Below are 24,927 nucleotides of genomic sequence, written 5' to 3'. Positions count from 1 at the left end.
GGGCGGGCCTTTCCAGTTCCGGATGTGGGCCATAGGCCCGCCGGTCACAGCCCCGTTTGCGGCTTGCCGGTGTCGGCCGTCTTGGTCACGCCGGGGTCGATGAGGGGCTGCAGCGCCGGGGCGATGCTCTTCAGCAGCTGGGCGGGCAGGGCGCTGGTGAAGCGGTAGTTGTCGGCTTCCGGCCCATGGACGAAGGCGGTCATGGTGCCGAAGAAGCGGTCGCCGATGTAGAAGGCGAAGGTCGCCGTCCGGTTCACCGCCCGCGACTCGATCAGGTGCCCACCGGGGCCGTAGCGGTCCAGCCGGTGGTCGCCCGTGCCGGTCTTGCCGCCGATCGGGATGACCGCGCCCGAGGAGTCCTTGAAGGAGCCCCAGACCCGCTTGGCCGTGCCGTTCTGCGCCACGTCCATCAGCGCCTTGCGCAGGGTGGCCGCGACCTCCGCCTTCATCACGCGCTGGCCGCGCAACTCGCCCAGGCCGACGACGGCCTCGTAGGGCGTGCCGGCGGCGAAGTGCAGCTTGCGCACGCGGACCGTCGGCTGGCGCACGCCGTCGTTCTGGATGATGCCGACCAGCTCGGCCAGGGCCGCCGGGCGGTCGGCGGAGCTGCCGATGGCCGTGGCGAAGGACGGGACGAGCGTTTCGAACGGATAGCCCAGCTTGCGCCACTGCTCGGTGATGCGCTGGAAGGCCTCTTCCTCCAGCCCGATGCGGATGCGGGTGTTCTGGGCCGACTGCCCCTTCTTGAACAGCCAGCGATAACTTTCCTGGCGCTCCTGCACGCTGGCCTCCAGCACCTCCTGCCGCTTGGCGTCGGGGCGCTTCTGCAGGTAGGAGACCAGCCACAGCTCCAGCGGATGGACGCGCGCCAGATAGCCGAGGTCGTTCAGCGGGAACTTGTCCGGCCCGTACTTGCCGTAGAGCGCCGCGATGTCGCCGTCGTCCAGCTTGGCGTCGGGCAGGCGGGCGCGCAGGAAGGTGCCGAACTCCTTCACCCCGGCCTGCGGGCGCACGGTGCGGAAGATCACCGACAGGCGGTGCGGCATCGGCCGCGACCGGCTGGCCAGCATGTTCAGCATCGCGTCCGGCGTGTGCTTCCGGTAGCTGTTGTAGAAGCGGTTCAGGAAGTCGCTGCCTTCCTTGTCGGCGAAGCGGGCGAGATAGGCTTGGCGGGCAGGGTGGTCGGGGTTGTGCAGGATGTCGGTGCTGTCGTCGCCGCCTTCGGACAGATAAAACTGCACGACGTCGCGCATCATGCGGATGAAGGGCAGGTTGACCGAATTGCGCAGCGACTCGGTCACGGTCAGGATGCTGCCGTTGTCCTTGGCGTTGAAGTTCACGAAGCTGTGCAGCCCGCCGCCGGTGAAGAAGGCCTCGCCGGGGTTCGCCGAGTAGCGGCGCTCCATGGCGGCGTCGAGCATGGCGCTCAATCCGCGGTTGCCGGAGGCCGCCAGCCAGTTCGCCGCCCAGCGCGTCAGGTTGTCGGACGCCTCCTCCTCAACGTCAGCGAGGAAGTCCTTGGGCAGGTGGGCGTAGCGGGTGTGCAACTCCGCCACGATCTCCAGATAGGTCGCCAGCGTGCGCAGCTTCGCCGTGGAGCCGAGGTCGAGCTTGGCGCCCTCGTTGATGTCCAGCGGCTGGTCGAGGTTGTCGGCCTGGACGCGCAGGTAGTTGGCGTCCGGCCCGCGTTCATAGAGCGTGACCGAGTAGATGATCTTGGACAGGTCGCTGCCCTTGGTGTCGAGCAGCCGTTCGCCGGTCAGCCCCATCTGCGCGGCGAAGGCCGGGTCGCCCAGCTTCGCCAGCACCTCGACCACGCGCTGCTGCGCCGGAGCGTCGAGCGTCGACTCGGCGGTCAGGTCGATGCGGTCGAGCTGGTAGAGGCTGGACACGCCGAGCATGGAGAGAAGCCGGGCGCGGATGGCGTTGGGCGCCTTCTGCTCCACGAAATTGGCGGTTTGGGCCTGCGGCGGGTCCTCGCGGAACTTCAGCGTCAGGCCGAGTGCGGCGTCGCGCAGCGCGGTGTCGATCACGCCCGCCTTGTGCAGCACGCGCAGGTGGCTGTCGGCCAGCCGCTCCAGCGCCGGACGGTCCTGGATCAGGTAGTGGGAAGGGCGGCGCTGGGCGAGCAGAAGACTCAGCACCTGCTTGTAGGCCAGCGCCTTCAACTGCAGGGCGCGGGCGTCGGCGGGCTCCTCCGACAGCACCTTCTCGGCGATGGCGAGGTCGGTGCCGAACCAGGCCCACAACCCGTCGCCCAGCCCGTTCACCTCGCCGAAGCCGGGGCGCCCGGTCAGCGGGGTGGAGTTCAGATAGTCGATCAGGATGCGCCGGCGGTGGGCGCCGGTGTCCTCGCCGTCCAGATAGGCGCGCGTGCTGGCCGAGATCATCTGGCGCAGCTTCTCCGTGGCGCCGCTGGTCTGGCCGTCGGGAGAGTGGCGGTACTTCTCGATCTGGGTCGCCAGGGTCGAGCCCCCAGGCGAGCGCTGGCCGGGCTTCACCCACTGCACCGGCAGCATCGCCACGGCGCCGGCGAAGCGGTCCCACTCCACGGCGGGGTTGTGGCGCGGCTCGTCCTCGTTCAGCAACTCGCGGTTCTCGATGAACAGCAACGTGGCGGCGACCAGAGGCGGCACGTCCTCGAATTTGGCGAAGACCCGCTCCGGGTAGCGGGCGGAGAACAGAGCGGTGCCGTTGCGGTCCAGCAGGGTCAGGCCGGCGCGCGTCTTCTCGTGGTAGATCGGGAAGCCGCCGGCGGCCATGAACTGGTCGAACGTCGGCGACAGATGCGCCTGCATCTCCACCGCGTACATGTCCGAGGTCAGCGAGCGCAGATAGCCGGGGAGCCCGACATAGCCCATCCGCTCGTTGTAGGGGCCCTGGGTAGGGTGGCGCGCGGCGGGGTTCGGCCCCTCGCGCAGCGTGTAGGTCATGTCCTTGGCGTAGCCGGCGAGCAGGCGGGCCTGCAATCGCGACGTGCGCATCTCCTCCTGCGCCAGGAGGGCGCCGCCGCCCAGCGTCGCCGCCAGCGTCACACCCCAGATCGCGCGTCGCACCCACAACCGTGTCATGTCCGGCTCCAGCCATGACCGCGGGGCAAGACCCGCGAATTGGTTAAAATGCTCGGTAAAATGGCCGAGCGACAGGACCGGAATGTAGAGGTGCCTTGGTTAACAACCGGTGTAATCCCTGACCCTTCGGGTGTGCGAGTCTGCCCCGAAATCGGCGTAACTCAAATTCGTAGCTGACCGTTGCGGCGGCGCCACGAATGCTCCCAGTGGTTGTGTGGTTAAGAAACGTGACCGTGCATCGCCACGAAATCCGTTAACGCCGCGCGCAGGCGGGCGACGACGCCGGACCAGTCGCCGGAACGGTCCTGGCCGAACACCCGCATGGTCGGGTACCAGGGATTCGCCTCCCGGTTGCCCAGCCAGCGCCAGCAGGCGTCGGCGCGCGACAGCGTCCAGGTCGGCCGTCCCAGCCCGCCCGCAAGGTGACAGACCGAGGTGTCCACCGTGATGACGAGGTCCAGCGTCTCGGCCAGCGCCGCCGTGTCGGCGAAGTCGCGGACGCCGGCCACGGGATCCGCGATGTCCATCCCCGCCGGGGCTTCGGCAAGCTGCGCCGCGCCCGGCCCCATCTGGAGGCTGACGAAGCGCACCCCCGCCACATCGGCCAGGGGGGCCAGGGCGGCCAGCGGCAGGCTGCGCCGCCGGTCGATCGGGCTGGCCACCCCGCGCACGGTGCGCGGCGATCCTGCCCAGACCAGTCCGACTCGCGCACGTCCGTCCGCCGGCAGCCGTTCCCACCACGCTGCGACATCGGCGGGGTCGGCGCGCAGATAGGGCACTGCGGCCGGGATGCTGTCCAGGTCGGTCGCGAAGGCGCGTGGCAGGCTCATCATCGGGATGTGCAGGTCGAAGGCGGGAAGCTCCCCGCCCCAGGCGACGGCGCCCGACACGCCGTCCACCCGCTCCATCAACCGGACCAGCGCGGGGGAGCAGCCGACGATCACCCGCGCCCCCCGCCCGGCCAGAAGCGGCGCGTAGCGGACGAACTGCAGGGTGTCGCCCAGCCCCTGTTCGGCGTAGAGCAGGATGGTCCGGCCCGCCACATCCTCCCCTCCCGTCCATTGCGGCTGGGGGAAGGCGCGGTGCACGGGGTCGAGTTGCCGGGTCTCCCAGCGCCATTCGAACTCCTCCCATCCCTCGCGCAATTGGCCGGAGGCGAGCAGGGCGACGGCGAGCGCCAGATGGGCCTCGGCGTCGGCGGGGGCGAGGCGGATGGCCTCCCGTCCGGCGGCGACGGCTTCGTCGCGGCGGCCCTCGTGCAGCAGAAGGGACAGGCGGTTGCGGTGGAAGGCGGCCCGCTGCGGGGCGATGCGCATGGCCCGTCCGCACTGGCGCAGCGCCTCCGCGACGCGGACGGTCTGCTCCAGCAGCGGGACTTGGTTGCCATAGGCGTCGGCGTTGCCGGGGTCCAGCGCCACCGCCCGCCTCCCGGCGCGCTCCGCGTCGTCGAAGCGGCCCAGCGTGACCAGGAGATGGACAAGGTTGGTCTGCGCGTCGGCCAAGGTGGGATCGAGCCGCAGCGCCTCGTCCAGGGCCTCGACGGCGCCTTCCGGGTCGCCCGTCTGAGCCAGGGCGGCGCCAAGCTTGCGGTGGGCCTCGGCGCGCTGCGGGGCGAGGGTGCGCGCCTTGCGAAAGGCCTCGGTGGCGCCCGTCCAGTCGGCCGCGGCGTAGAGCAGCATGCCCGCCCGCTCGAAGGCTTCGGCCAGCGGCTCGCTGTCGGTGGCGACGCTGGCCGTCAGGGCGCGGGTCAGGGCGCGGTGGGCGGCAGGACCGTCACCGGTCTCGATCAGGGCGCCGCCCAGGGCGAACCAGTCACCGGCGCCATCGGGTTGCAGGGCCAGGAGGTTGCGGAAGGCGGCGGCGGCCTGCGCCGCCCCGTCCGGCGTGCCCAACGCCATCAGCGCCTTGCCGAGGTTGCCGTGGATGTCGGCGGCGAGCGGCAGCCGGGCCGCCGCCTTGCCGATCATCGCCACCCCGTCCGCCACCGCGCCGGTCTGGGCCGCCAGCAGCCCGGCGAAATGCAGGGCGTGGGGGTTGTCCGGGTCCACTTCCAGGATGCGGCCGTAGAGCAGCCGCGCCTCCTCCAGCCGCCCGGACAGATGATGGTCGAGCGCGAGGTTCAGGGCTTCGGCGACGGTGGCCATGGGCGGGGCCTTCTGTGATGGAGAGCTATGCCCCCAGCAGTTCCTTCGCCTTGGCGGCGAGGTCGGCCAGCGGGACTTCGACCTGCTCGCCCTTCACCAGATGCTTCAGCGTCGCCGTGCCGCGGGCCTTCTCGTCGGAGCCCATCAGGACGACCAGCGGGATCCCCGCCTTGTCGGCGTATTTCATCTGCTTGGCGAGCTTGCCGCCGTCGAGCTGGATTTCCGTGTTGATGCCCGCCGCCCGCAGCGCCGTCGCGAGGCCGTAATAGTCGGCGGACAGGGCCGGGTCCATCTGCGTCACCAGGACCTGGGCGGTGGCGCCGCCGTCCTTGATGATGCCGGCTTCCATCAGCTGGTAGAACAGCCGCGTCGCGCCGATGGAGATGCCCACACCCGGCAGCTTCGATTTGGTATAGTGGCTGGCAAGGTTGTCGTAGCGCCCGCCGGAGCACACGCTGCCGATTCCCGGATGGTCGTTCAGGAAGGTCTCGTAGACCGTCCCGGTGTAGTAATCCAGCCCGCGCGCGATGGCGAGGTTGATGCGCACCACGCCGTCCGGCACCTGGAGGGCCTTCAGCCCCTGGATGACGGTGGTCAGCTCCGAAACACCCTGGCGGAAGGTCTCGTTCTCGATGCCCAGCGCGCCCAGCGCGGCGAGCGTTTCCTCGTTCGTGCCCTTGGCGTCGATCAGGGACAGGATCTTTTCCGCGGCGTCGGCGGCCATGCCGAGGCCGGTCAGGCTGTCGCGCACCTTGTCGCGGCCGATCTTGTCCAGCTTGTCGATCTCGCGCAGGACCAGGACGCGCTTCTCCGCGTCGTCCACGCCCAGCCCGTCGAGCAGGCCGAGCAGGACCTTGCGGTTGTTCACGTTGATGGTGAAGCCGCCGAAGTCCAGCTCGCTGAAGACGTGGTAGATGACCGCCGGGATCTCCGCGTCGTAATGGGCGGACAGGCTGTCCTTGCCGATCACGTCGATGTCGCACTGGTAGAATTCGCGGAAGCGCCCGCGCTGCGCCCGTTCCCCGCGGTAGACGCGCTGGATCTGGTAGCGGCGGAAGGGGAAGGCGAGGTCGCGCTCATGCTCGGCCACGTAGCGGGCGAGTGGCACCGTCAGGTCGAAGCGCAGCGCGATGTCCGGCTTGTTCCCCTGCTGGAGGGCGCCGGTGGACTGCACGAAATAGACCTGCTTCTCGGTCTCGCCGCCGGACTTGGTCAGCAGGGTGTCCACCGTCTCGAACACCGGGGTTTCCACCGGCACGAAGCCGAACCGCTCGTAGCCGCGGCGGATGGTGTCGAGCAGACGCTGGAAGGCCACCTGCTGGCGCGGCAGCAGCTCCATCGTTCCGGGCGGGGTGCGGGGGGTGATCAGGCTCATCGGCGCGGGTCCGGCTTCGAATGTCCCTAGGGATTCGGCTAGGGTTCTAGCGGCTTTCGCCGGTCCCGTCACCATTGCAGTGGCCGGATACCGTTGAGTGGGGGGCCGTAAGGGGCTAGAACTCCGGCAAACTTCCTTCCGCGCCCGGAGCCGCCATGCCCACCGACCGTCTCGTCCTCCGCCGTCCCGACGACTGGCATGTGCACCTGCGCGACGGCGCCATGCTGAAGGCGGTGCTGCCCTTCACCGCCCACCAGTTCGGCCGTGCCATCATCATGCCGAACCTGAAGCCGCCGGTGACCCGCACGGCCGACGCCGTGGCCTACCGGGAGCGCATCCTGGCCGCCCTGCCGGAGGGCCACGCCTTCACGCCGCTGATGACCGCCTATCTGACCGACGGCACCGACGCCGACGATCTGGCCCAGGGCTTCGAGGACGGCGTGTTCGCCGCCGCCAAGCTCTACCCGGCCAACGCCACCACCAACAGCGCCCACGGCGTGACCGACCTCGGCAAGATCGCGCCGGTGCTGGAGCGCATGGCGGAGATCGGCATGCCGCTGCTGATCCACGGCGAGGTGACCGACGCCCATGTGGACATCTTCGACCGCGAGGCGGTGTTCCTGGAGCGCACCCTGGGCCCGCTGCTGGAGCGCTACGCGGCGCTGCGCGTGGTTCTGGAGCACGCGACCACCGCGGAGGCCGTGGCCTTCGTGCGCGAGCACGCCGCCTCGGGCCGGGTCGGCGCGACCATCACGGCGCATCACCTGCTGATCAACCGCAGCCATCTGTTCGCCGGCGGCATCCGCCCGCACCTCTACTGCCTGCCCATTGCCAAGCGCGAGACTCACCGCGTGGCGCTGGTCGAGGCGGCGACCTCGGGCGAGGGGCCGTTCTTCCTGGGCACCGACACCGCCCCGCACACGGTGACCGCGAAGGAGAGCGCCTGCGGCTGCGCCGGCTGCTTCACCGCCGCCAACGCCATGGAACTCTACGCCGAGGCCTTCGACGAGGCGGGGGCGCTGGACAAGCTGGAGGCCTTCGCCAGCCTGAATGGCCCGCGCTTCTACGGGCTGCCGGCCAACGAGGACAAGGTGGTGCTGGAGCGCACGCCGTCCACGGCGCCGGACATCGTGCTGACCGCGGACGGCGAGGCCGTGCTGCCCTTCCGCAGCGGCGAGACGACGCGCTGGACCTTTGCCGGCGCGGCCTGAGGGGCTGCGGCGCGGGCGTTGCTGCTGCGGTTGCCCCCACCCCGACCCTCCCCCGCTATCGCAGGGGAGGGTGCCTTCTGCGAAGCGGTGTCCGTTCCCTCCCCTGCGATAGCGGGGGAGGGTTAGGGTGGGGGCAGGGTCACCCTCCTCAGAAAAGACTCCCCTGAACCGGCGGGCGCTGCGGCTTCTTTGGCTCTGGCTTGGCCTTGGCCGCCTTGGCCTTCGGCTCCGGCGCGGTGGGCGGTGCATCCACCCGCGGCCCGCCGTCCACCGTCGCGGCAGCTTGGCCGTCGGCGAAGACCAGCGACACGGACAGACCCGGCGTGGCCTGGGCGGCGCTGGTCAGCGGCCGGCCGTCGCCGGACTGCACCAGGGCGAAGCCGCGCTCCAGGACGCCCTTGTAGGAATAGCTTTCCAGAAGCTGCCCCACCGCCGTGAGCTTCGCCGCGCGCTCCTCCACCGCCTTGCCGTAACTGCGGCCCAGGCGCGGCGTCAGGTCGGACAGCCGCCGGCTGCCGTCGCCGAACTTCACCCGGATCGGGCCGAGCGTCAGCCGCCCGCTCACCCGCTCAAACTGCCCACGCGCCGCGACGACGGCGTGGCGCAGCGCGCCGTCGAGCGCGCGGGATTCCGAGGCCAGCCGCTGCCCGGCCTCCGCCAGCTTCTCGCGCGGGTGGCGCAGCGCGGCGCCCAGCTCGTTCAGGCGGGTGCGGCGGCGGTCGAGCAGGGCGGCGGCGGCCAGCGCCAGCCGCTCCGCCCGGTCGTCCAGCCGCTGGGCGTGGCTTTCCAGCAGGGCGCGCGGGTCGCCGAGGCCGCGGGCCAGCCCCTCCACCCGCGTCCGCCGCTCGGCCAGCAGGCGGGTGGCGGCGCCGACCATGCGCCGCTCGTCGTCCAGCACCTGGGCCAGCAGCTCCGCCCGCACCGGCACCGCCATCTCCGCCGCCGCCGTGGGGGTGGGGGCGCGGCGGTCGGAGGCGAAGTCGATCAGGGTGGTGTCGGTCTCGTGCCCGACCGCCGAGATCAGCGGGATGCGGCTGGCCGCCGCCGCGCGGACGACGTTCTCCTCGTTGAAGGCCATCAGGTCCTCCAGCGAGCCGCCGCCGCGCGCCACGATCAGCAGGTCCGGGCGCGGCACCGGGCCGCCGGGGGCGATGCGGTTGAAGCCGTCGATTGCCGCGGTGACCTCCGCCGCCGCCCGCTCCCCCTGCACGGCGACCGGCCAGAGCAGGACCCGGCGCGGGAAGCGGTCGTGCAGCCGGTGCAGGATGTCGCGGATGACCGCCCCGGTGGGGGAGGTGACGACTCCGATCACGTCGGGCAGGAAGGGGATGGGCTTCTTGCGATCCGCGTCGAACAGGCCCTCCGCCGCGAGGCGCTTCTTGCGCTCCTCCAGCATCTTCAGCAGGGCGCCCTCGCCGGCCAGCTCCATCGACTCGATGATGAGCTGGTATTGCGAGCGTCCGGGGTAGGTCGTCATGCGCCCGGTGACGATGACCTCCAGCCCCTCCGCCGGCTGGACGGCCAGCTTCGAGGCGGTGCCGCGCCAGCACACCGCCTCGATCACCGCCGTGTCGTCCTTCAGGCGGAGGTAGCAGTGGCCGGAGCTGTGGCGCTTGGGTTGGGAGATCTCACCGCGCACGCGGACGAAGCCGAACTCCTCCTCGATGCTGCGCTTCAGGCGCCGGGCGAGGTCGCCCACCGAGAATTCCGGCAGGTTCGAGCCGGGGCGCGGCTCGGGGGCGATCAGCGGAGAGGTCATATCAAGGTCTTGAGTCATGGCGGCACCATGATACAAGGCGCGGTGTCGGCAACAAGCGTGGAAGGACGAGGTGCCATGAAAGTCCTGGTGGTCGGGTCGGGTGGGCGCGAGCATGCGCTGTGCTGGGCCATTCAGAACTCGCCGCTGTGCGACACGCTCTACTGCGCGCCGGGCAACGCCGGCATCGCGGACGTGGCCGAATGCGTTCCCATCGGCGCGGAGGACGTGGACGCCCTGGTCCGCTTCGCCCAGGACAAGGCCATCGACTTCGTGGTCGTCGGGCCGGAAGGGCCGCTGGTGCTCGGCCTCGTCGACAAGCTGACCGCCCTCGGCATCAAGGCCTTCGGCCCCAGCGCCGCGGCGGCGGAGCTTGAGGGCTCCAAGGGCTTCATGAAGGACATCCTGGCCAAGTACGGCGTGCCGACCGCCGCCTATGGCCGCTTCAAGGACGTCGAGGCCGCCAAGGACTTCGTGCGGAAGAACGGCGCCCCCATCGTGGTCAAGGCCGACGGTCTGGCCGCCGGCAAGGGCGTGACCGTCGCCCGCACCGAGGAGGAGGCCTTCGCCGCCATCGACGAGGCTCTGGTCGAGGGCCGCTTCGGCGCCGCCGGGGCCGAGGTGGTGGTCGAGGAGTTCCTGGACGGCGAAGAGGTCAGCTTCTTCGCGCTGTGCGACGGCGAATCGGCGCTGCCGCTGGCCTCGGCCCAGGACCACAAGGCGGTGGGCGACGGCGATACCGGCCCGAACACCGGCGGCATGGGCGCCTATTCCCCGGCCCCGGCGCTGACCCCGGACCTCCAGGCCCGCGTGATGCGCGAGATCGTCGAACCGACGGTCAAGGGCATGGCGGCGGAGGGGCGCCCCTTCAAGGGCGTGCTGTTCGCCGGCCTGATGATCGGCAAGGACGCCGACGGCAAGCCGGTGCCGAAGACGCTGGAGTTCAACGTGCGCTTCGGCGACCCGGAATGCCAGACGCTGATGATGCGCCTGAAGTCCGACGCTCTGGCCGCGCTGATCGCGGCGGCGGACGGCCAGTTGAAAAACATCGACCTGCGCTGGCACGACGAGACGGCGCTCTGCGTCGTCATGGCGGCGAACGGCTACCCCGGCGACTACGTGAAGAACACGGAGATCAAGGGCTTCGACGCCGCCAACGCGGTGGAGGGCGTGACCGTCTTCCACGCCGGCACGAAGCTGGCGGACGGTGGCCGGGTGCTGTCCACCGGCGGGCGCGTCCTGGGCGTGACCGCCAAGGCACCGACCGTGGCCGAGGCGCAGAAGCGCGCCTATCAGGGTGTCGACGCGCTGGATTGGCCGGACGGCTTCTGCCGCCGCGACATCGGCTGGCGGGCGGTGGGGCGCTGACGGCGCCCCGCTTTGACGCTATAATGGGGGCATTGCGACGGCGCTCCAACTGCCGGCTGGCGTGTCAGCCGAAGGCATCAAGGCTCTGGCTTCCCGCTACGGAGCCGGCAACCTGCGCGTCTTCGGCTCCCGTGCCACGGGGAGGGCGCGGCCCGACAGCGACCTGGACCTTCTCGTGGAGTTGGAGCCAGGGCGGGATTTGTTCGACCTGATCGAATTAAAGCGCGCTTTGGAGGAACGAACCGGCGCTGCCGTTGATGTGGTGACGGAGCGTGGCCTGTCGCCTTACATACGCGACGGAATTTTTCAATCGGCGTGGTCTCTGTGACCACAGACCGTGCTTATCTGGAACACGCATCCGCGAGGCCATGTGGTTGTGCACTGGTCATTCCGGACGTTGTTCGGAATTTTCCCGTTGACGCGCCGCGTGCAGAAACCGTTGACGGACGAATTGATCCAGCGTGCTTGCAGGAGGGCAGGTTTCCGGATCATTGACAGCGTTAACGAGCGGTTGGATGAGTAAATAGTCTCTATATCCGGGAATTGCATCAAGGACGAAATTCTGTCGGAGTAGGCTCGCCAGAATGTGCGCGCCATCGGAGGATTTGCAAGCCAGAAGGATGAGGAACCGGGTGTAGCTTTCCGGGGTGGTCACTGTGGCGGCTGCCATCAGACGATCACGAAACGCCCTAGCATCCGCCATATCTTTCTGGTGAGTGTTTCCTGTGTCTAACAGACGCTCCAGACGTTTCGCCGCGTTCAACTTCTGATGGCCGGTCGGTATACCTTGCAGCCAGTGGGGAATGTCTGCTGCATAGTCGGACAAATCGTTGATATCCAGAGATTCCGAGATCTTGGCGGGAAGGACGTTCTCGAACGTTGCGCTCTCCATATTGGCTTTCCACACGGCGGTCCGCCATAACACCGCACCTTGAAGCTGGGCGCCGGAGAGATCCGCGCCCTGTAGCTGAGCGTAGGGGAGGTAGGCGCCTTGGAGCTGGGCTTCGGAAAGGTTTGCGCCCTGGAGTTGGGCGCTGAAGAGGTCAGCACCTTGTAGCTGGGCACCAAAGAGGTCGACGCCCTGTAGCTGGGCGTAGGGGAGGTCGGCGCCTTGAAGCTGGGCGGACGAGAGGTTTGCGCCCTGTAGCTGGGCACCGTAGAAGTTTGCGCCCTGTAGCTGGGCGCCGAAGAGGTTTGCGCCCTGGAGATGGGCGTTGAAGAGATTGGCGCCCTGAAGTTGAGCCTGAAAGAGGTAGGCCCCTTGGAGCTGGGTGCGGGAGAGGTAAGCGCCCTGAAGTTGAGCCCGAAAGAAGTTTGCCCCCTGGAGTTGAACGTTCAAGAGGAAGGCGCCCCGGAGATCAGCGTTCCGCAAAATTGTCCGATTCAACACCGCCCCGCTCAAATCCACCTTGCGCAAACGGCGTCCGGAAAAGTCGCGGTGGCTGATGTCCAGTGGGGGCGGTCCGGCCTCCACGTTCTCGGCCGTGTTGTTTGCGGGGAGCGCCGTTGCCAGATGTGCGTTCGGGGGGCGGGGTTTCAGACTGCGTGGAACCACTCCCTCCGCCAGCAGATCGCCCAATGGCCGCCCTTCGATCACCACCTCGTCGGATAGGAACTCGCCCGGCGTGGTCGCGACCACCAGGGAAGCGGCCACCACGGCCGGCACCGCACTGGCGGCCAGCCGGCGGGACAGGCGGTCTGGCCATTGCTCGCCCTCCGCCCGTCTGCGCTCGGCGCGGCGGCGCAGCAGCCCCCCGAACAGCCCCGTCCCCAGGTCGCGCATCGCCCGCGCCGTGCCGGCCCAGGTCAGGCCCGCCTCCCGCGCCGCCGCTGCCGACAGCGCCAGACCGGCGAACAGGCTGACCCGGTGCCACCACGTGATCCATTCGTGCTGATAGGCGAGGAAGCGGATCTGGAAGGCGCCGTAAAGAAGCACCGGAGCCAGCACCAGCGTCACCGCCGCGGCCAGCACGGTCAGCGCCTGCGGCAGGGGCGGGGTCGCCGGGCCGCCGGCATCCCCGCAGCGCACGGTGTCGAACCGCGCCAGCAAGCGGGTGACGACGAAGCCGTCCACCCGGTGGCGCAACGCCTCCAGCACCGCGCCGGGCGAGGCGGTGTGCTTGGCCGCTTCCCGCTCGGCGACGGTCAGGTAATGGCGCACCGCGTCGGCGATCACCGACACCTTGCGCACCATGTACAACTGGACCAGCCAGAACAGGGCCGGCGCGCCGATGAAGAACTTCAGGAGCCCGACTTCCAGGTCGAAGATCGGCAGCTTGATCGGCTTCTCGACCAGCAGGTCGTAATCGGTGACCGCCGTCACCGTGAAGATCAGATAGAGCCACAGCAGGAGATAGGTCAGCGATTGGGTCGCGGCCGCCTTGCTGAGATCGTTCAGCGAGCCCTCAAGCTTGTCCAAACCGGGGGTATCCACCACCGGATGGGGCAAAATTGGCCGGTTCCCGTGATCCGATGGTTGATCGTCGCGCGGCATGAGGATGTTCAGATTGCTTCGACGAAAGGATATGCAATTCCATTCGGCGCGGCAACGTCCTGCCTCAACCGGGGCGGCGCTCCCTGAAGAACTCCCTCAGCATGTCCCCCGCCCGCGTCTCGTCGATGCCGCCGTAGACGTCCGGGGCGTGGTGGCAGGTCGGCTGGTGGTAGAAGCGGGGGCCATGCTCCACCCCGCCGCCCTTGGGGTCGTAGGCGCCGAAATAGACCCGCCGCAGCCGGGCGAAGCTGATCGCCGCGGCGCACAGCGCGCAGGGCTCCAGGGTCACATAGAGGTCCAGACCGGGCAGGCGCGGCTCGCCCAACGCGGCGCAGGCGGCGCGGATCGCCAATACCTCGGCGTGGGCGGTGGGATCGTTCAGCTCCTCGGTCCGGTTTCCGGCGCGGGCCAGCACGGCGCCGGTCACCGGATCGACCAGCACGGCACCCACCGGCACCTCCCCGCGGGATGCGGCGGCTTCGGCCTCGGCGAAGGCGATGTCCATGGGGGAGGGGGGGCGGCTCATGCGGGGCACCCTGCCCGGCGGTCCCTGTTTTCGTCAAGCCGCGGAACGCCCTCCGGCGTTGTTAAGCATCGGACGAAACAGGGAGGACGGTCATGAGCAGCCATGTCTACAAGAAGGTGGAAATCGTCGGCACCGCCGAGACCGCCATCGACGACGCCATCCGCAACGGCATCGAGCGGGCGTCCAAGACGCTGAAGAACGTCGACTGGTTCGAGGTGGGCGAGATCCGCGGCCACGTCAGCGGTGGAAAGGTCGCCCACTTCCAGGTGGTGATGAAGGTCGGCTTCCGCCTCGAAGAATAACGGCGGGGACCCCGTGCCGTGGGTTGCGGGCGGGGCTTGCAAGCCCTATGGTCCGTGCCCATGGACACCCCCGATTACGAACATTCCAAAGCCATGCCCGGCGCCGCCGATGCGGACGCGGGCGAGCCCGATGCCGGCGAGCGCATCGCCAAGCGGCTGGCGCGCGCGGGCCTGTGCTCGCGCCGCGACGCCGAGCGCTGGATCACCGACGGACGCGTGGCCGTCAACGGCACGACCTTGGACAGCCCGGCCTGCGTCGTGCGGTCCGGCGACGTCGTGCAGGTGGACGGCAAGGTCATCCCCGAGCCGGAGCCGGCGCGGCTGTGGCGCTATTACAAGCCGTCCGGGCTGGTCACCACCGCCCGCGACGAGAAGGGGCGCACCACCGTCTTCGAACGGCTGCCGCCGGACATGCCGCGCGTCATCTCGGTCGGTCGGCTCGACCTGACGACCGAAGGGCTGCTGCTGCTGACCAACGACGGTGAGCTGGCCCGCTTCCTGGAACTGCCGGCCACCGGCTGGACCCGCCGTTATCGCGTGCGCGTCTTCGGCGAGGTGAACGAGGTGAAGCTGGCCGAGCTGGCGAAGGGACCGACCATCGAGGGGGTGAAGTACGGTCCCATCGAAGCCGTTCTGGATCGCATCCAGGGCCGCAACGCCTGGCTGACCGTCAGCCTGAAGGAAGGCAAGAACCGCGAGATCCGCAAGGTGATGGAGGCGTTGGACCTCCAGGTGAACCGGCTGATCCGCGTCGCCTACGGCCCCTTCCAACTCGGCAAGCTGGAGGAGAGCGCCGTCGAGGAGGTCCCGAAGCGCGTCGTGCGCGAGCAGGTGTCCCGATTCTTCACCGGCGCCGATCCGGCAGACGAGGGCAAGGCCAAGGGTGCGGGCAAGACTTCTGCCGCCAAGACCGCTGCCAAGAGCGAGAGTGCCGGCGCCGAAGGCGCCAAGGGCCGTCCCGCCGCTCCGGTGAAGGCCTCCAAGCCGCGCGACGCCAAGGCCGGCTGGGCCAAGGCGGAGCCGAAGGCCGCGTCCGACCGGCGCGGCGCGGCCAAGCCGTCCTCGGGCGGCTTCGCGTCTGCAAAGCCCGCTACCGGCAAGCCCGCTTCCAACAAACCGGACGGCAAGCCCGGCACGCTGACGCTCAAGGGCGGCAAGCCCGGCGGCGGTGGGAAGCCGGGGCTGAAGCCGCGTGGCGCTGGCGGTGCTTCGGGCGGTGGCGCCTCGGGTGGCCGGGGGCCGGAGCGGACCCGTGCGGATCGTCGGCGGTAAGCACCGCGGGCGGCGGTTGGCCGCCCCGGGGGGGAGCGACACGCGGCCGACCACCGACCGCACCCGCGAATCCCTGTTCAACATCCTGTCCCACGCCGACTGGGGGCCGGACGGCGCCGACCTGCTGGAGGGCGCCGTCGTCGTGGACGCCTTCTGCGGAACCGGCGCCCTGGGGCTGGAGGCGCTGTCCCGCGGCGCTGCCCACGCCAGCTTCCTCGACGTGGGCCGCGCCGCGCTGGACGCCGTGCGGGCCAACGTCGCGGCGCTGGGGGAGGGGGCGAACACCGCGATCCTGCGCGCCGACGCCACCCGCCCGCCGCCTCCGCCGCTCCGCCCCTGCACGCTGGGCTTTCTCGACCCGCCCTACAGCCAGGATCTGGCGCCGCGGGCTCTGGCAGGGCTGGCGAAGGCCGGCTGGCTGGCCCCCGGTGCCGTCCTGGTGGTCGAGGTCGCCGGGCGCGATCCGCTGCCCCTGCCGCCCGGCTTCGCGGACCTGGACGAGCGCCGCTACGGCGACACCCGCGTCCAGTTCCTGCGTTACGGGTTGCCTCAGCCGTAGGTGAAGAAGGACGCGGTGACCTGGTTCGGAGCGATGCCGGCCAGGGTCAGCCGGTCGCCGCCGCCGAAGTCGAGCAGGGCGCTGCCGCTGCCGTCCGATCCCAGCCGGTAGGTCATGTTGGAGGCGATCTGGATGCGGTCGTTCTGCGTGGGGCCGAAGTCGGCGATGCGGTCCTGACCGCCGCCGCGCGTGAAGACGAACAGGTCCGCCCCGGCGCCGCCCCACAGCGTGTCGTTGCCGGCATCGCCCCACAGCGTGTCGTTCCCCTCGTCCCCCATCAGCAGGTCGGCGCCCGAGCCGCCGTGCAGCGCGTCGTTCCCGGCCTGCCCGCGCAGCGTGTCGTTTCCGGCGTCGCCCCACAGCAGGTCGTTGCCGGCACCGCCGAACAGCTGGTCGTTGCCGCTGAGCCCGCTCAGCGTGTCGTTGCCCGCCCCACCATAGAGGCTGTCGGCCCATGTGTTGCCGGTCAGCGTCAGGTTCTTCGGGATCTCCACGATCTGGAAGGTCTTGCCGGTGAACTGCTCGGCGTAATAGTCGATGGAGTTCATGTAGTTGGGACGCAGCGTCGCGGTCAGGTCCGACATGATGGTGCCGGTGGCGGCGAAGTTGCCGTAGGTGGCTCCGCCCGCATACTCGTCGAAGGCGCCGATCATGTGCCCGAACTCGTGGGCCGCCAGTTCGTCCTGGTAATCGGGACCCCAGTCGGTCTGGGTGCACCAGTTCAGCATGTCGCAACGACCGTAGCTGTTGCTGACGTTCACGTTGTAATGCTGGTCCCCGGCCGCCACGAACTGCACGTCGAAGCGGATGGCGTAGCTGCCGGTGCCGTCCGACAGGCTGTACTTGTCGCTCCAGATCCCCTCGATCCCCTGTTCCCACACCTGCTTCATGGCACCGGCGTCATCGCCGGTCAGGTGGATGCGGGTCTGCACGATGAAGGCCGTGCCGTCGAAGGCGAGGTCGTACTTCACGTCCCAGCCGAACCCGCCGTCCGCCCGCGTCTCCGCGTAGTTGATGGTCACCGGGGCGAAGCTGGTGGGAACCGGTGCCGCGGGAGCCGCCGCCAGGGCGCCGGCGTTGTTCCCGTAGGTGTAGCTGACGGCCTGCGTCGTGGTGGTCTGGCTGGCGCCGCCCTGGCTGGCGATGTTCTGGGCGGCGTGGTGGCGCATGGCACGCTTCATGGCACGATTCCCCTGGTTCTGTGCGTCTTGGGGGACATCATGCGGTCAGGATTGAAGGCTTTCTTGTGACCTTAACTATACATTAACCTTTTTCCTAAGGGCGTAGGACACCCCCTTACGGTTGGCTCGGCAGGGCGGAGAGACCTCGGCCGGTCGGCCCTGTTATGGCCTAGGCGGTTTTGAGCGGGGCGAGCCATGATCAAGGATCTCTGGTACAAGAACGCGGTCATCTACAACCTGTCGGTCGGCAGCTTCATGGACGCCAACGGCGACGGGATCGGCGATTTCCAGGGTTTGCAGCGCCGTCTGGACTATCTGCAGGGGCTGGGCGTGACCTGCCTATGGCTGGGGCCGTTCCAGCCGTCGCCGATGCGCGACCACGGCTACGACGTGGCCGACTACTACAACGTCGATCCGCGCTACGGCACGCTGGGCGATTTCGTGGAGTTCAGCCACGCCTGCAAGCAGCGCGGCATCCGCGTCATCATCGATCTCGTGGTCAACCACACCTCCGACCAGCACCCCTGGTTCCAGGCGGCGCGCAAGGACCCGGAGTCCCCTTACCGGGACTGGTACGTCTGGTCGGACAAGAAGCCGGCCGACGCCCACCAGGGCGTCGTCTTTCCCGGCGTGCAGAAGACGACCTGGAGCTGGGACAAGGAGGCCCGCGCCTACTACTTCCACCGATTCTACGATTTCCAGCCCGACTTGAACACCGCCAACCCGGAGGTGCAGGCCGAGCTGCTGAAGGTGATGGGCTTCTGGATCGAGCTGGGCGTGTCGGGCTTCCGCATGGACGCCGTGCCCTTCGTCATCGCGACCAAGGGGCCGGAGGTCAAGAAGCCCAAGCAGCAGTTCGACATGCTCCGCACCTTCCGGGAGTTCGTGCAGTGGCGGTGCGGCGACGCCGTGCTGCTGGCCGAGGCCAACGTGCTGCCGACCGTCGACCAGGAGTATTTCGGCGACGACGGCGACCGCATGCAGATGGTCTTCAATTTCCAGGTCAACCAGAACCTGTTCTACGCGCTGGCGTCGGCGGACACGCGGCCGCTGGCCAAGGCGTTGGAGGTCACCCGGGTGCCGCGGCCCAGCACCAACCAGTGGGGCCTGTTCCTGCGCAACCACGACGAGCTGGACCTCGGGCGCCTGACCGAGGCGCAGCGCAAGCGCGTGTTCGACGCCTTCGGCCCGGACAAGGACATGCAGCTCTACGACCGCGGCATCCGGCGCCGGCTGGCCCCGATGCTGCACGGCGACCGGCGCTGGCTGGAACTGGCCTACAGCCTGCTGTTCACGCTGCCCGGCACGCCGGTGCTGCGCTACGGCGACGAGATCGGCATGGGCGACGACCTGTCCCTGCCGGAGCGCGAGTGCGCCCGCACCCCCATGCAGTGGTCGGACGAGCCGCAGGGCGGCTTCACCAAGGCGGACGACCCCGTGCTTCCGGTCATCAGCGGCGGCGCCTTCGGCTACGAGCGGATCAACGCCGCCCACCAGCGCCGCGAGCCGACGGCCCTGCTGAACTGGACCGAGCGCATCATCCGCATGCGCAAGGAATGCCCGGAAATCGGCTGGGGCGACTTCCAGGTGCTTCCCACCGGATCGAACGCGGTGCTGGCGATCCGCTACGACTGGCGCAACAATTCGGTGCTGGTTGTCCACAACTTCGACGACCGGCCCCACGAGGTCGCGCTGGCCGTCGATGGCGAGGGGAAATCGCCGCGGCTGGTCAATCTGCTGGCGGAGGACCACAACGACCCCGAGGAGGACGGGCGGCATCGGCTGGTGCTGGAGCCCTACGGTTACCGCTGGTACCGGCTGGGCGGGCTGGACTACCTGCTGCGCCGGACGGAAGGGCCGGTGGGCGGGGCAAAGCGGTCTTGACTTCGTCCGGCCCGCTGGGGGACGCTGGCCGTGCCGTCCCCATCCGGGGGCGGCGCATCAGACGCTTGTTCTCAGGGCAGGGTGAAAATCCCGACCGGCGGTAGCCCCTCGCAAGAGGGGGAGCCCGCGAGCGCTCCCGGCCGTAAGGCGGGGAGGTCAGCAGATCCGGTTCAAGGCCGGAGCCGACGGTGACAGTCCGGATGGAAGAGGACGAGCCGGTCATCGACCGTGGTCCGCCCGCTGCGCATGGCGTTGGGCGCGGTCCCCGTGCGCTGGCCTGCGACGGCGGTCCGCGCGGGGCATCCCGTGCGCCGCCGGAAGTCTCTTTGCGCCCTGATTCAGGCTCGCCCCAACCGGAGTGAGAACCGTGAATCAGACTTTTGCCGGCAACCCGCTTTCCACCACGTCCTCCACCGGCCTTCTCGACCGCTTCGGCACCGCCGAGGAGCGGGTGATCCGCGCCGTGGAGGCCATCCGCAAGGGTGGCGGGGTCGTCGTCGTGGATGACGAGGACCGCGAGAACGAAGGCGACGTGATCTACGCCGCCGAAACCATCACCGCCGAGCAGATGGCCCTGCTGATCCGCGAAGGGTCGGGGATCGTCTGCCTGATCCTGACCGACGCCGAAGCGCGCCGCCTCGACCTGCCGCCCATGGTCGGCAGCAACACGGCGCGCTTCGGCACCGCCTTCACCGTCTCCATCGAGGCGCGGGAGGGCGTGACGACGGGCGTGTCGGCGGCGGACCGGGTGACCACCATCCGCACCGCCATCGCCGACGGCTGCCGGCCGGAGGACCTCGCCCGGCCGGGCCACGTCTTCCCGATCCGCGCGCACGCCGGGGGCTTGGCGGCGCGGCGCGGCCACACCGAGGCGACCATCGAGTTGACCACCCTGGCCGGACGCCGTCCGGCGGGGGTGCTGTGCGAGGTGATGAACCCGGACGGCACCATGGCCCGCCTGCCCGAACTGGTGGTCTTCGCCGAGCGGCACGGCATGCCGGTGGTGAGCATCGAGGATCTCGTCGGGGCGATGCGTTTGCGCGCCGCCGCGTGACCGGACCGAGCCGATGAGCCGGACCGGCTCCCCCGTTTGCGGGCGGAGCCGGTCCCCTCCGCGCCCGGAAGGAAGCCTTGAGCGCGTCTCCGGTGCGATATCACACCCGCCCGCTCTTTTCCCATTGAGGGCGACCGGATTGCCCTGTACGCGGTGCCCGGCGACAGGCGATTTCAAGATGTGAGCGGAGAGGGTTGATGAGGACGACGGTGCGCGCGTGTCTGGCGACGGTGGCGGGGCTGCTGGCTGCCGCCTTGATCCTGGCCCTGTTCCTGGCTTCGGCCCCGGCGCGCGCGGAGAACTGGACGGTTGCGTCCGAGGACTATTTCCCGCCCTACAACTTCACCGAGCGCGGCAAGCGGACGGGTATGGACACGGAGATCGTCGATGCCATGCTGAAGGACATCGGCGTCTATCCGGTCCATCGCCCCATGGCCTGGCCGGAGGTGGTGCGTGCGCACGACGAGAACGAGGTGGATGTCGCCTTTCAATTCTTCACATCGCCGCGCCGTTTGGAGCGCGGCCATCTGATCGGTCCCTATCGTGTCGGCGCGACCGTGCTCATGGTCCGCAGCAATGCGGAGATCGACTACACCCGCATCGACGATCTGCAGGGCCTGCGGATCGGCGTCGTCGACGGCTTCGAGTACACCCCCGAATTCGACAAATCCCCCCTGTTCGAAAAGGTCCGCAGCAGCAGCAACGTCGTGTCCTTCCGGCGCCTGCTTCTCGGCCGCGTCGATGCCATCGCCGGCGACCTGCAGGTGCTCCGATACCTTGCCGAGAGCGAGGGACGGACGAATTCGGTCAAGATCCTGCCCAAGCCGCTGGCCATGGTGCCGCGCTACATATCCGTTCCCAAACTGCGGGCGGACAAGGCCGAGCGGTTGCAGGCGGCCTACGAGAAGCTCAAGCGGGACGGCTCCATCGACGCCATCGTCCGCGCCTGGGAGCGGTGAGGCGTGGCCGCTTCCCGGAACCGCCTCCGCCCTGAGTTGAACTCCGCCCTGAGTTGAACTCCGCCCTGAGTTGAACTCCGCCCTGAGTTGAACTCTGCCGTGAGTTTAATTCTGCCCTGAGTTGAGCTCCGCCACGCAAGCGGAGCAACGCGGCGAGGGCAGGGAGGAAGCGCTACGCGCGGTGCCGCTCGATCTCGGCGATCGCATGGTCGGCAAGCGACGACAGCGCCTCGGCGGACGCGCCGTCCTGCGCCTGCACGGACATGCCCTGGATCATCGCGCCGATGAAGCGTGCGAGGGCCTCGGCATCGGTCTCCCGCTTCACCTGTCCCTCGGAGATGCCGCGCTCGATGCGCGTCCGGATCAGGGCGAGCGTCGTGGTGCGCAAACCGGCGACATGCCGTGCCACGGGCTCGTTTTCCGTCGCGCAGGTCAGCACGGCCGTCGACACCATGCAGCCGTGCGGGCGGTCCCGTTTGGTGAACTCCCGGGCCGACTCACGAAGGACCCGCGTCAGCGCAACCAGCGCATCACTCTCGTCAAGCGCCGCCGCCGTCGAAGCGCCCACCGTGGCCTGATACCAGTCCAGCGCCTCGCGATAGAGGTCGGCCTTGGATGCGAAGGCGGCGTAGAGGCTTTGCGGCGTGATGCCCATCGCCGCGGTCAGATCGGCGATGGAGGCGCCTTCATAGCCCAACCGCCAGAAGGTTTCCGCGGCTTTGGCCAGCGCCTCGTCCCGGTCGAAGGCGCGCGGGCGGCCGCGTGGCCGCGGCGCGGGCGCGTCATTTTTCACAATGGTCACTCTGGAAATATTCCCTCGGCTGCGCTATTCAGGAGTGATCGTTCAATATATACGGGGTTCCACCGCCATGCGCATCCCCCTTGTCGCCGCTGCCCTCACCGTCGCCGGCACAGCCTTCGCCGAGCCTGCCATCGACCCTGTGATTGACGCTCGCCTTGATCCGGTGATTGATAGGGCGCTGTCGGAAAAGCGGATCGTCGGCGCGGTCGTCCTGGTCGCGAAGGACGGCAGGATCGTCTACCGCCGCGCCGCCGGTCATGCCGACCGGGAGGCCGGCACCGTCATGCGCGAGGACGCCATCTTCCGCCTCGCCTCCGTCACCAAGCCGTTCGTGTCCGCGGCTGCCCTGCGGCTGGTCGAGAAGGGGCGGCTGGATCTCGACGCGCCGGTCACGCGCTGGCTGCCGCAATTCCGCCCCGCCTTGCCGGACGGTTCGACCCCGGACATCACCATCCACCAGCTGCTGACCCACACCTCCGGGCTGGGCTATGCCTTCCTCGAACCGGCGGACGGTCCCTATCACCGGCTGAACGTCTCGGACGGTCTCGACCAGCCGGGCCTTTCGCTGGATCAGAACCTTGCCCGCCTGTCGGCCGCTCCGTTGAATTTCGCCCCCGGCACCGGTTGGCGGTATTCGCTCGGCATCGATGTGCTCGGCGGCGTTCTGGAACGGATCGAAGGGCGGAGCCTTTCCGACATCGTTCGCGACACGGTCACGGCGCCGCTCGGCATCAACGATACCGACTTCTCGGTGCACGATGCCTCCCGGCTTGCCAAAGCTTATGCGGATGGCCACCCGCAGCCTGTTCCGATGACGGACGGGCTCGCGGTTCCGCTGATGGGGAGCGCCGCGACGTTCGCGCCGTCACGAATTCTCGACGCCAACTCCTATCCATCGGGCGGTGCGGGCATGGCCGGGACGGCTTCGGATGTTCTCCGCTTTCTCGAAGCGATCCGCACCGGCGGTTCGCCGATCCTGAAACCCGAGACGGTCCGGCTGATGGTCCGGGACCAGGTGGGCGCGAAGGCCGAAACGCAGGGGCCGGGTTGGGGCTTCGGCTATGGCTGGGCGGTGTTGGACGATCCGGCGCCGACGGGCACGCCGCAGGCCGCCGGCACGCTGCAATGGGGAGGCGCGTACGGCCATTCCTGGTTCATCGACCGGGAGAACGGCCTCTCGGTGGTTGCCCTGACGAACACCGCGTTCGAGGGCATGGCCGGGACCTTTCCGACCGATGTCAGAAACGCCGTGTATGAATAGACCGGGCGCGGATTGGGGGATATCCGATCGGTGGGCAAAGGGACCCGGCAGGGTCGAGAAAAACCAGGGTCGCGGTGTCTCCCGGCTTTCGTCACAAAATCTCCCAACGACAGGACGTTCGCCGCCACTCCTCCCCTCACTCCCTCGCTGAAAAGATATTTTTCTCCGGTCGATCTATCGATTGCGAATGATTCGCATTCATGGTTAGGAGTGACTTTCACGGGTTGGGAACAGGTGTTGCCGAGGTCATGGCTGAACGAGACCGGTCGTCCCTGCTGGGTCTGCTGCTCGACCATTACGAGGAGATGACGGGCCATCTGGCCCGGCGCCTGGGATCGCTTTGCCTGGCCGAGGACGTCGTGCAGGACACCTACCTGCGCCTGCGCAGCCTGACCGCGCTGCCGGAGATCGACAACCCGCGTTCCTACCTGTACCGCATGGCCGACAACATCGCGCTGGACCGCATGCGCGCGGAAACCCGCCGGGGACGCCGCTTCGCCCCGGCGGAGCTGGGGTTCGACCAGCCGCTGGACGAGCCGGACGCCGAGGCGACGCTGGAGCACAAGCAGCGGTTGGAACGGCTGAGTCACGCGCTGGCGGAACTGCCGCCGCGCTGCCGCGAGGTGTTTCTGCTTCACAAATTCGACGGGCTGAGCCATGCCGACATCGCCGCGCGCCTCGGCATCTCGCGCAGCATGGTGGAGAAGCATGTCATGAAGGCCCTGGCCCATTGCCGCGACCGGCTGGCGCTCTGATGGAGCGCGAGCGCGACCAGCCGGACTTACCGGACGCCCCGCGGGACGCGGCCCTGGCGTGGTTCGTGCGCATGGAGTCGGGTGACGCCGGCGCGGCGGACCGCCGGGCCTTCCACGCCTGGCTGGCGCGGGACCCGGCCCACCGGCGCGAGTACGACCGGCTGGCCGGGCTGTGGGGCGATCTCGACCGGGTGCCCGATCCGCGCAAGGTTCGCCGTGCCGCACCGACGCGCCGCCGGTTCCTGGCCTTCGGCGCCGTCGGCGGGGCGGCGGCCTGCGCCGCGGCGCTGGGCGGCGCGGTGGTCCTGACCGGCTGGCCGGGCGACCTGAAGACCGGGATCGGCGAGCGGCGTACGGTGGCGCTGGACGACGGCTCGGTCCTGACCCTGGACGCCGACAGCACGCTCTCCGTCGCGTTCACCCCCGCGGAACGGCGCGTCCGCCTGACCGAGGGGCGGGCGCATTTCGTGGCCGCTCCCGACCCGGGTCGTCCCTTCGTCGTGACCTGCGCCGACGGGCGGATCGCCACCGCCGACGCCAGCTTCGTGGTGCACCGCTGCCTGGAGTCCGTGGTCGTAGCGGTGGAATCCGGAACGGCCAGCCTGACCACCGGAATGGAGCCCCCGCTTCCCATCGCCGCCGGGCAAAGCCGGTCCTACGGTCCCGACGGCCCCGGCCCGCTGCTGAGCCAGGGCGTGGCGGTGGAGAACGCGTGGCGGCACGGCCGGCTGGTCTTCCAGGGGCAGCCGCTCGACGCGGTGATCGCCGATCTCAACCGCTATCACCCCGCCCGCATCGTGCTGTGGGACCGTCCGCTCGCCGGCCTGCGCTTCGACGGCAGCGTGGACATCAGCCGGCCGGACGCCGCCCTGAACGCCATTCTCCGCACGCTTCCCTTGCGCACGCTGCGCCCTGTTCCCGGGCTGGTCATCATCCGTTCCGTCTAGCCGTTT

At 69.2% G+C, this 24,927-nt stretch carries 20 protein-coding genes and 1 riboswitch; of the genes, 12 read left to right on the top strand and 8 right to left on the bottom strand.

Translation table 11 applies throughout. From position 1 onward, the window contains the following. Window positions 1-44: 44 nt before the first annotated feature. From ACFPMG_RS05135 to hisS, 3 genes are all read right to left on the bottom strand, one after another. Window positions 45-3,071, bottom strand: coding sequence for a transglycosylase domain-containing protein (locus tag ACFPMG_RS05135; RefSeq protein WP_376994130.1), 3,027 nt, complete (start codon window positions 3,069-3,071; stop codon window positions 45-47). Window positions 3,072-3,289: 218 nt separating this feature from the next. Continuing rightward, entirely contained in the window at window positions 3,290-5,215 is a 1,926-nt protein-coding gene (locus ACFPMG_RS05130) for a tetratricopeptide repeat protein (protein ID WP_376994129.1), read from the bottom strand. A 25-nt stretch (window positions 5,216-5,240) separates the two neighbouring features. Further along, window positions 5,241-6,590 carry a histidine--tRNA ligase gene (gene hisS, locus ACFPMG_RS05125; protein WP_376994128.1) on the bottom strand — a complete coding sequence of 450 codons (1,350 nt, stop codon included), beginning with the start codon at window positions 6,588-6,590 and terminating at the stop codon, window positions 5,241-5,243. 155 nt (window positions 6,591-6,745) lie between these two features. Between hisS and pyrC the strand changes: the two genes are divergently transcribed. Continuing rightward, window positions 6,746-7,801 (top strand): dihydroorotase, encoded by a 1,056-nt coding sequence (gene pyrC / locus ACFPMG_RS05120; protein ID WP_137102447.1) that lies wholly within the window; start codon window positions 6,746-6,748, stop codon window positions 7,799-7,801. 148 nt (window positions 7,802-7,949) lie between these two features. Here the strand turns inward: pyrC and xseA are convergent, their stop codons facing one another. Beyond that, window positions 7,950-9,560 carry an exodeoxyribonuclease VII large subunit gene (gene xseA, locus ACFPMG_RS05115; protein ID WP_376994127.1) on the bottom strand — a complete coding sequence of 537 codons (1,611 nt, stop codon included), beginning with the start codon at window positions 9,558-9,560 and terminating at the stop codon, window positions 7,950-7,952. A 75-nt stretch (window positions 9,561-9,635) separates the two neighbouring features. On the opposite strand from xseA, the gene purD reads away from it, so the two are divergent. Both purD and ACFPMG_RS05105 read left to right on the top strand, forming a co-directional pair. Then, on the top strand, window positions 9,636-10,925 hold the full coding sequence (gene purD / locus ACFPMG_RS05110) for a phosphoribosylamine--glycine ligase (RefSeq protein WP_376994126.1): 1,290 nt from the start codon (window positions 9,636-9,638) through the stop codon (window positions 10,923-10,925). Window positions 10,926-10,986: 61 nt separating this feature from the next. Further along, on the top strand, window positions 10,987-11,253 hold the full coding sequence (locus ACFPMG_RS05105; protein ID WP_376994124.1) for a nucleotidyltransferase family protein: 267 nt from the start codon (window positions 10,987-10,989) through the stop codon (window positions 11,251-11,253). Between the two features lie 57 nt (window positions 11,254-11,310). On the opposite strand, the gene ACFPMG_RS05100 is transcribed toward ACFPMG_RS05105, so the two are convergent. Both ACFPMG_RS05100 and ACFPMG_RS05095 read right to left on the bottom strand, forming a co-directional pair. Next, window positions 11,311-13,419, bottom strand: a complete 2,109-nt coding sequence (locus ACFPMG_RS05100; RefSeq protein ID WP_376994123.1) for a pentapeptide repeat-containing protein — start codon at window positions 13,417-13,419, stop codon at window positions 11,311-11,313. A 64-nt stretch (window positions 13,420-13,483) separates the two neighbouring features. Then, window positions 13,484-13,924 carry a nucleoside deaminase gene (locus tag ACFPMG_RS05095; RefSeq protein ID WP_376994315.1) on the bottom strand — a complete coding sequence of 147 codons (441 nt, stop codon included), beginning with the start codon at window positions 13,922-13,924 and terminating at the stop codon, window positions 13,484-13,486. 113 nt (window positions 13,925-14,037) lie between these two features. On the opposite strand from ACFPMG_RS05095, the gene ACFPMG_RS05090 reads away from it, so the two are divergent. The 3 genes from ACFPMG_RS05090 to rsmD are packed head-to-tail and all read left to right on the top strand — an operon-like array spanning window position 14,038 to window position 16,078. Beyond that, the gene (locus tag ACFPMG_RS05090; protein ID WP_376994122.1) at window positions 14,038-14,247 is read left to right on the top strand and encodes a dodecin; all 210 of its coding nucleotides are present in this window, start codon (window positions 14,038-14,040) and stop codon (window positions 14,245-14,247) included. Window positions 14,248-14,307: 60 nt separating this feature from the next. After that, window positions 14,308-15,519 (top strand): pseudouridine synthase, encoded by a 1,212-nt coding sequence (locus tag ACFPMG_RS05085; RefSeq protein ID WP_376994121.1) that lies wholly within the window; start codon window positions 14,308-14,310, stop codon window positions 15,517-15,519. Further along, a complete protein-coding gene (rsmD, locus tag ACFPMG_RS05080; RefSeq protein ID WP_376994120.1) occupies window positions 15,500-16,078 on the top strand; it encodes a 16S rRNA (guanine(966)-N(2))-methyltransferase RsmD in 579 nt (192 codons plus the stop codon). Before ACFPMG_RS05085 ends, rsmD begins: the two co-directional genes overlap by 20 nt. On the opposite strand, the gene ACFPMG_RS05075 is transcribed toward rsmD, so the two are convergent. Then, the gene (locus tag ACFPMG_RS05075) at window positions 16,069-17,259 is read right to left on the bottom strand and encodes a calcium-binding protein (protein WP_376994119.1); all 1,191 of its coding nucleotides are present in this window, start codon (window positions 17,257-17,259) and stop codon (window positions 16,069-16,071) included. The genes rsmD and ACFPMG_RS05075 overlap by 10 nt on opposite strands. Before the next feature lie 195 nt (window positions 17,260-17,454). Between ACFPMG_RS05075 and ACFPMG_RS05070 the strand changes: the two genes are divergently transcribed. The 3 genes from ACFPMG_RS05070 (at window position 17,455) to ACFPMG_RS05060 (ending at window position 21,156) form a co-directional block, all read left to right on the top strand. Then, window positions 17,455-19,143: an alpha-amylase family protein gene (locus ACFPMG_RS05070; RefSeq protein ID WP_376994118.1), complete on the top strand. Its 1,689-nt coding sequence runs from the start codon at window positions 17,455-17,457 to the stop codon at window positions 19,141-19,143. A 63-nt stretch (window positions 19,144-19,206) separates the two neighbouring features. Beyond that, a riboswitch (FMN riboswitch) is annotated at window positions 19,207-19,359 on the top strand. Window positions 19,360-19,510: 151 nt separating this feature from the next. Then, on the top strand, window positions 19,511-20,197 hold the full coding sequence (gene ribB / locus ACFPMG_RS05065) for a 3,4-dihydroxy-2-butanone-4-phosphate synthase (protein ID WP_376994117.1): 687 nt from the start codon (window positions 19,511-19,513) through the stop codon (window positions 20,195-20,197). 197 nt (window positions 20,198-20,394) lie between these two features. After that, window positions 20,395-21,156, top strand: a complete 762-nt coding sequence (locus ACFPMG_RS05060; RefSeq protein ID WP_376994116.1) for a substrate-binding periplasmic protein — start codon at window positions 20,395-20,397, stop codon at window positions 21,154-21,156. Window positions 21,157-21,328: 172 nt separating this feature from the next. Here the strand turns inward: ACFPMG_RS05060 and ACFPMG_RS05055 are convergent, their stop codons facing one another. Next, entirely contained in the window at window positions 21,329-21,958 is a 630-nt protein-coding gene (locus tag ACFPMG_RS05055; RefSeq protein WP_376994115.1) for a TetR/AcrR family transcriptional regulator, read from the bottom strand. Window positions 21,959-22,025: 67 nt separating this feature from the next. Between ACFPMG_RS05055 and ACFPMG_RS05050 the strand changes: the two genes are divergently transcribed. From ACFPMG_RS05050 to ACFPMG_RS05040, 3 genes are all read left to right on the top strand, one after another. Continuing rightward, entirely contained in the window at window positions 22,026-23,219 is a 1,194-nt protein-coding gene (locus ACFPMG_RS05050) for a serine hydrolase domain-containing protein (RefSeq protein ID WP_376994114.1), read from the top strand. A gap of 248 nt (window positions 23,220-23,467) precedes the next feature. Continuing rightward, window positions 23,468-23,974 carry a sigma-70 family RNA polymerase sigma factor gene (locus ACFPMG_RS05045; RefSeq protein WP_376994113.1) on the top strand — a complete coding sequence of 169 codons (507 nt, stop codon included), beginning with the start codon at window positions 23,468-23,470 and terminating at the stop codon, window positions 23,972-23,974. Further along, window positions 23,974-24,921: a FecR family protein gene (locus ACFPMG_RS05040; protein WP_376994112.1), complete on the top strand. Its 948-nt coding sequence runs from the start codon at window positions 23,974-23,976 to the stop codon at window positions 24,919-24,921. The genes ACFPMG_RS05045 and ACFPMG_RS05040 overlap by 1 nt, the downstream gene beginning before the upstream one ends. The last annotated feature ends 6 nt before the right edge of the window (window positions 24,922-24,927 follow it).

The organism is Azospirillum himalayense (assembly GCF_042657465.1).
GTDB classification, from domain to species: domain Bacteria; phylum Pseudomonadota; class Alphaproteobacteria; order Azospirillales; family Azospirillaceae; genus Azospirillum; species Azospirillum himalayense.
Note: the sequence above shows the minus strand (reverse complement) of the source record. Positions and strands in the feature narration are given on the sequence as shown.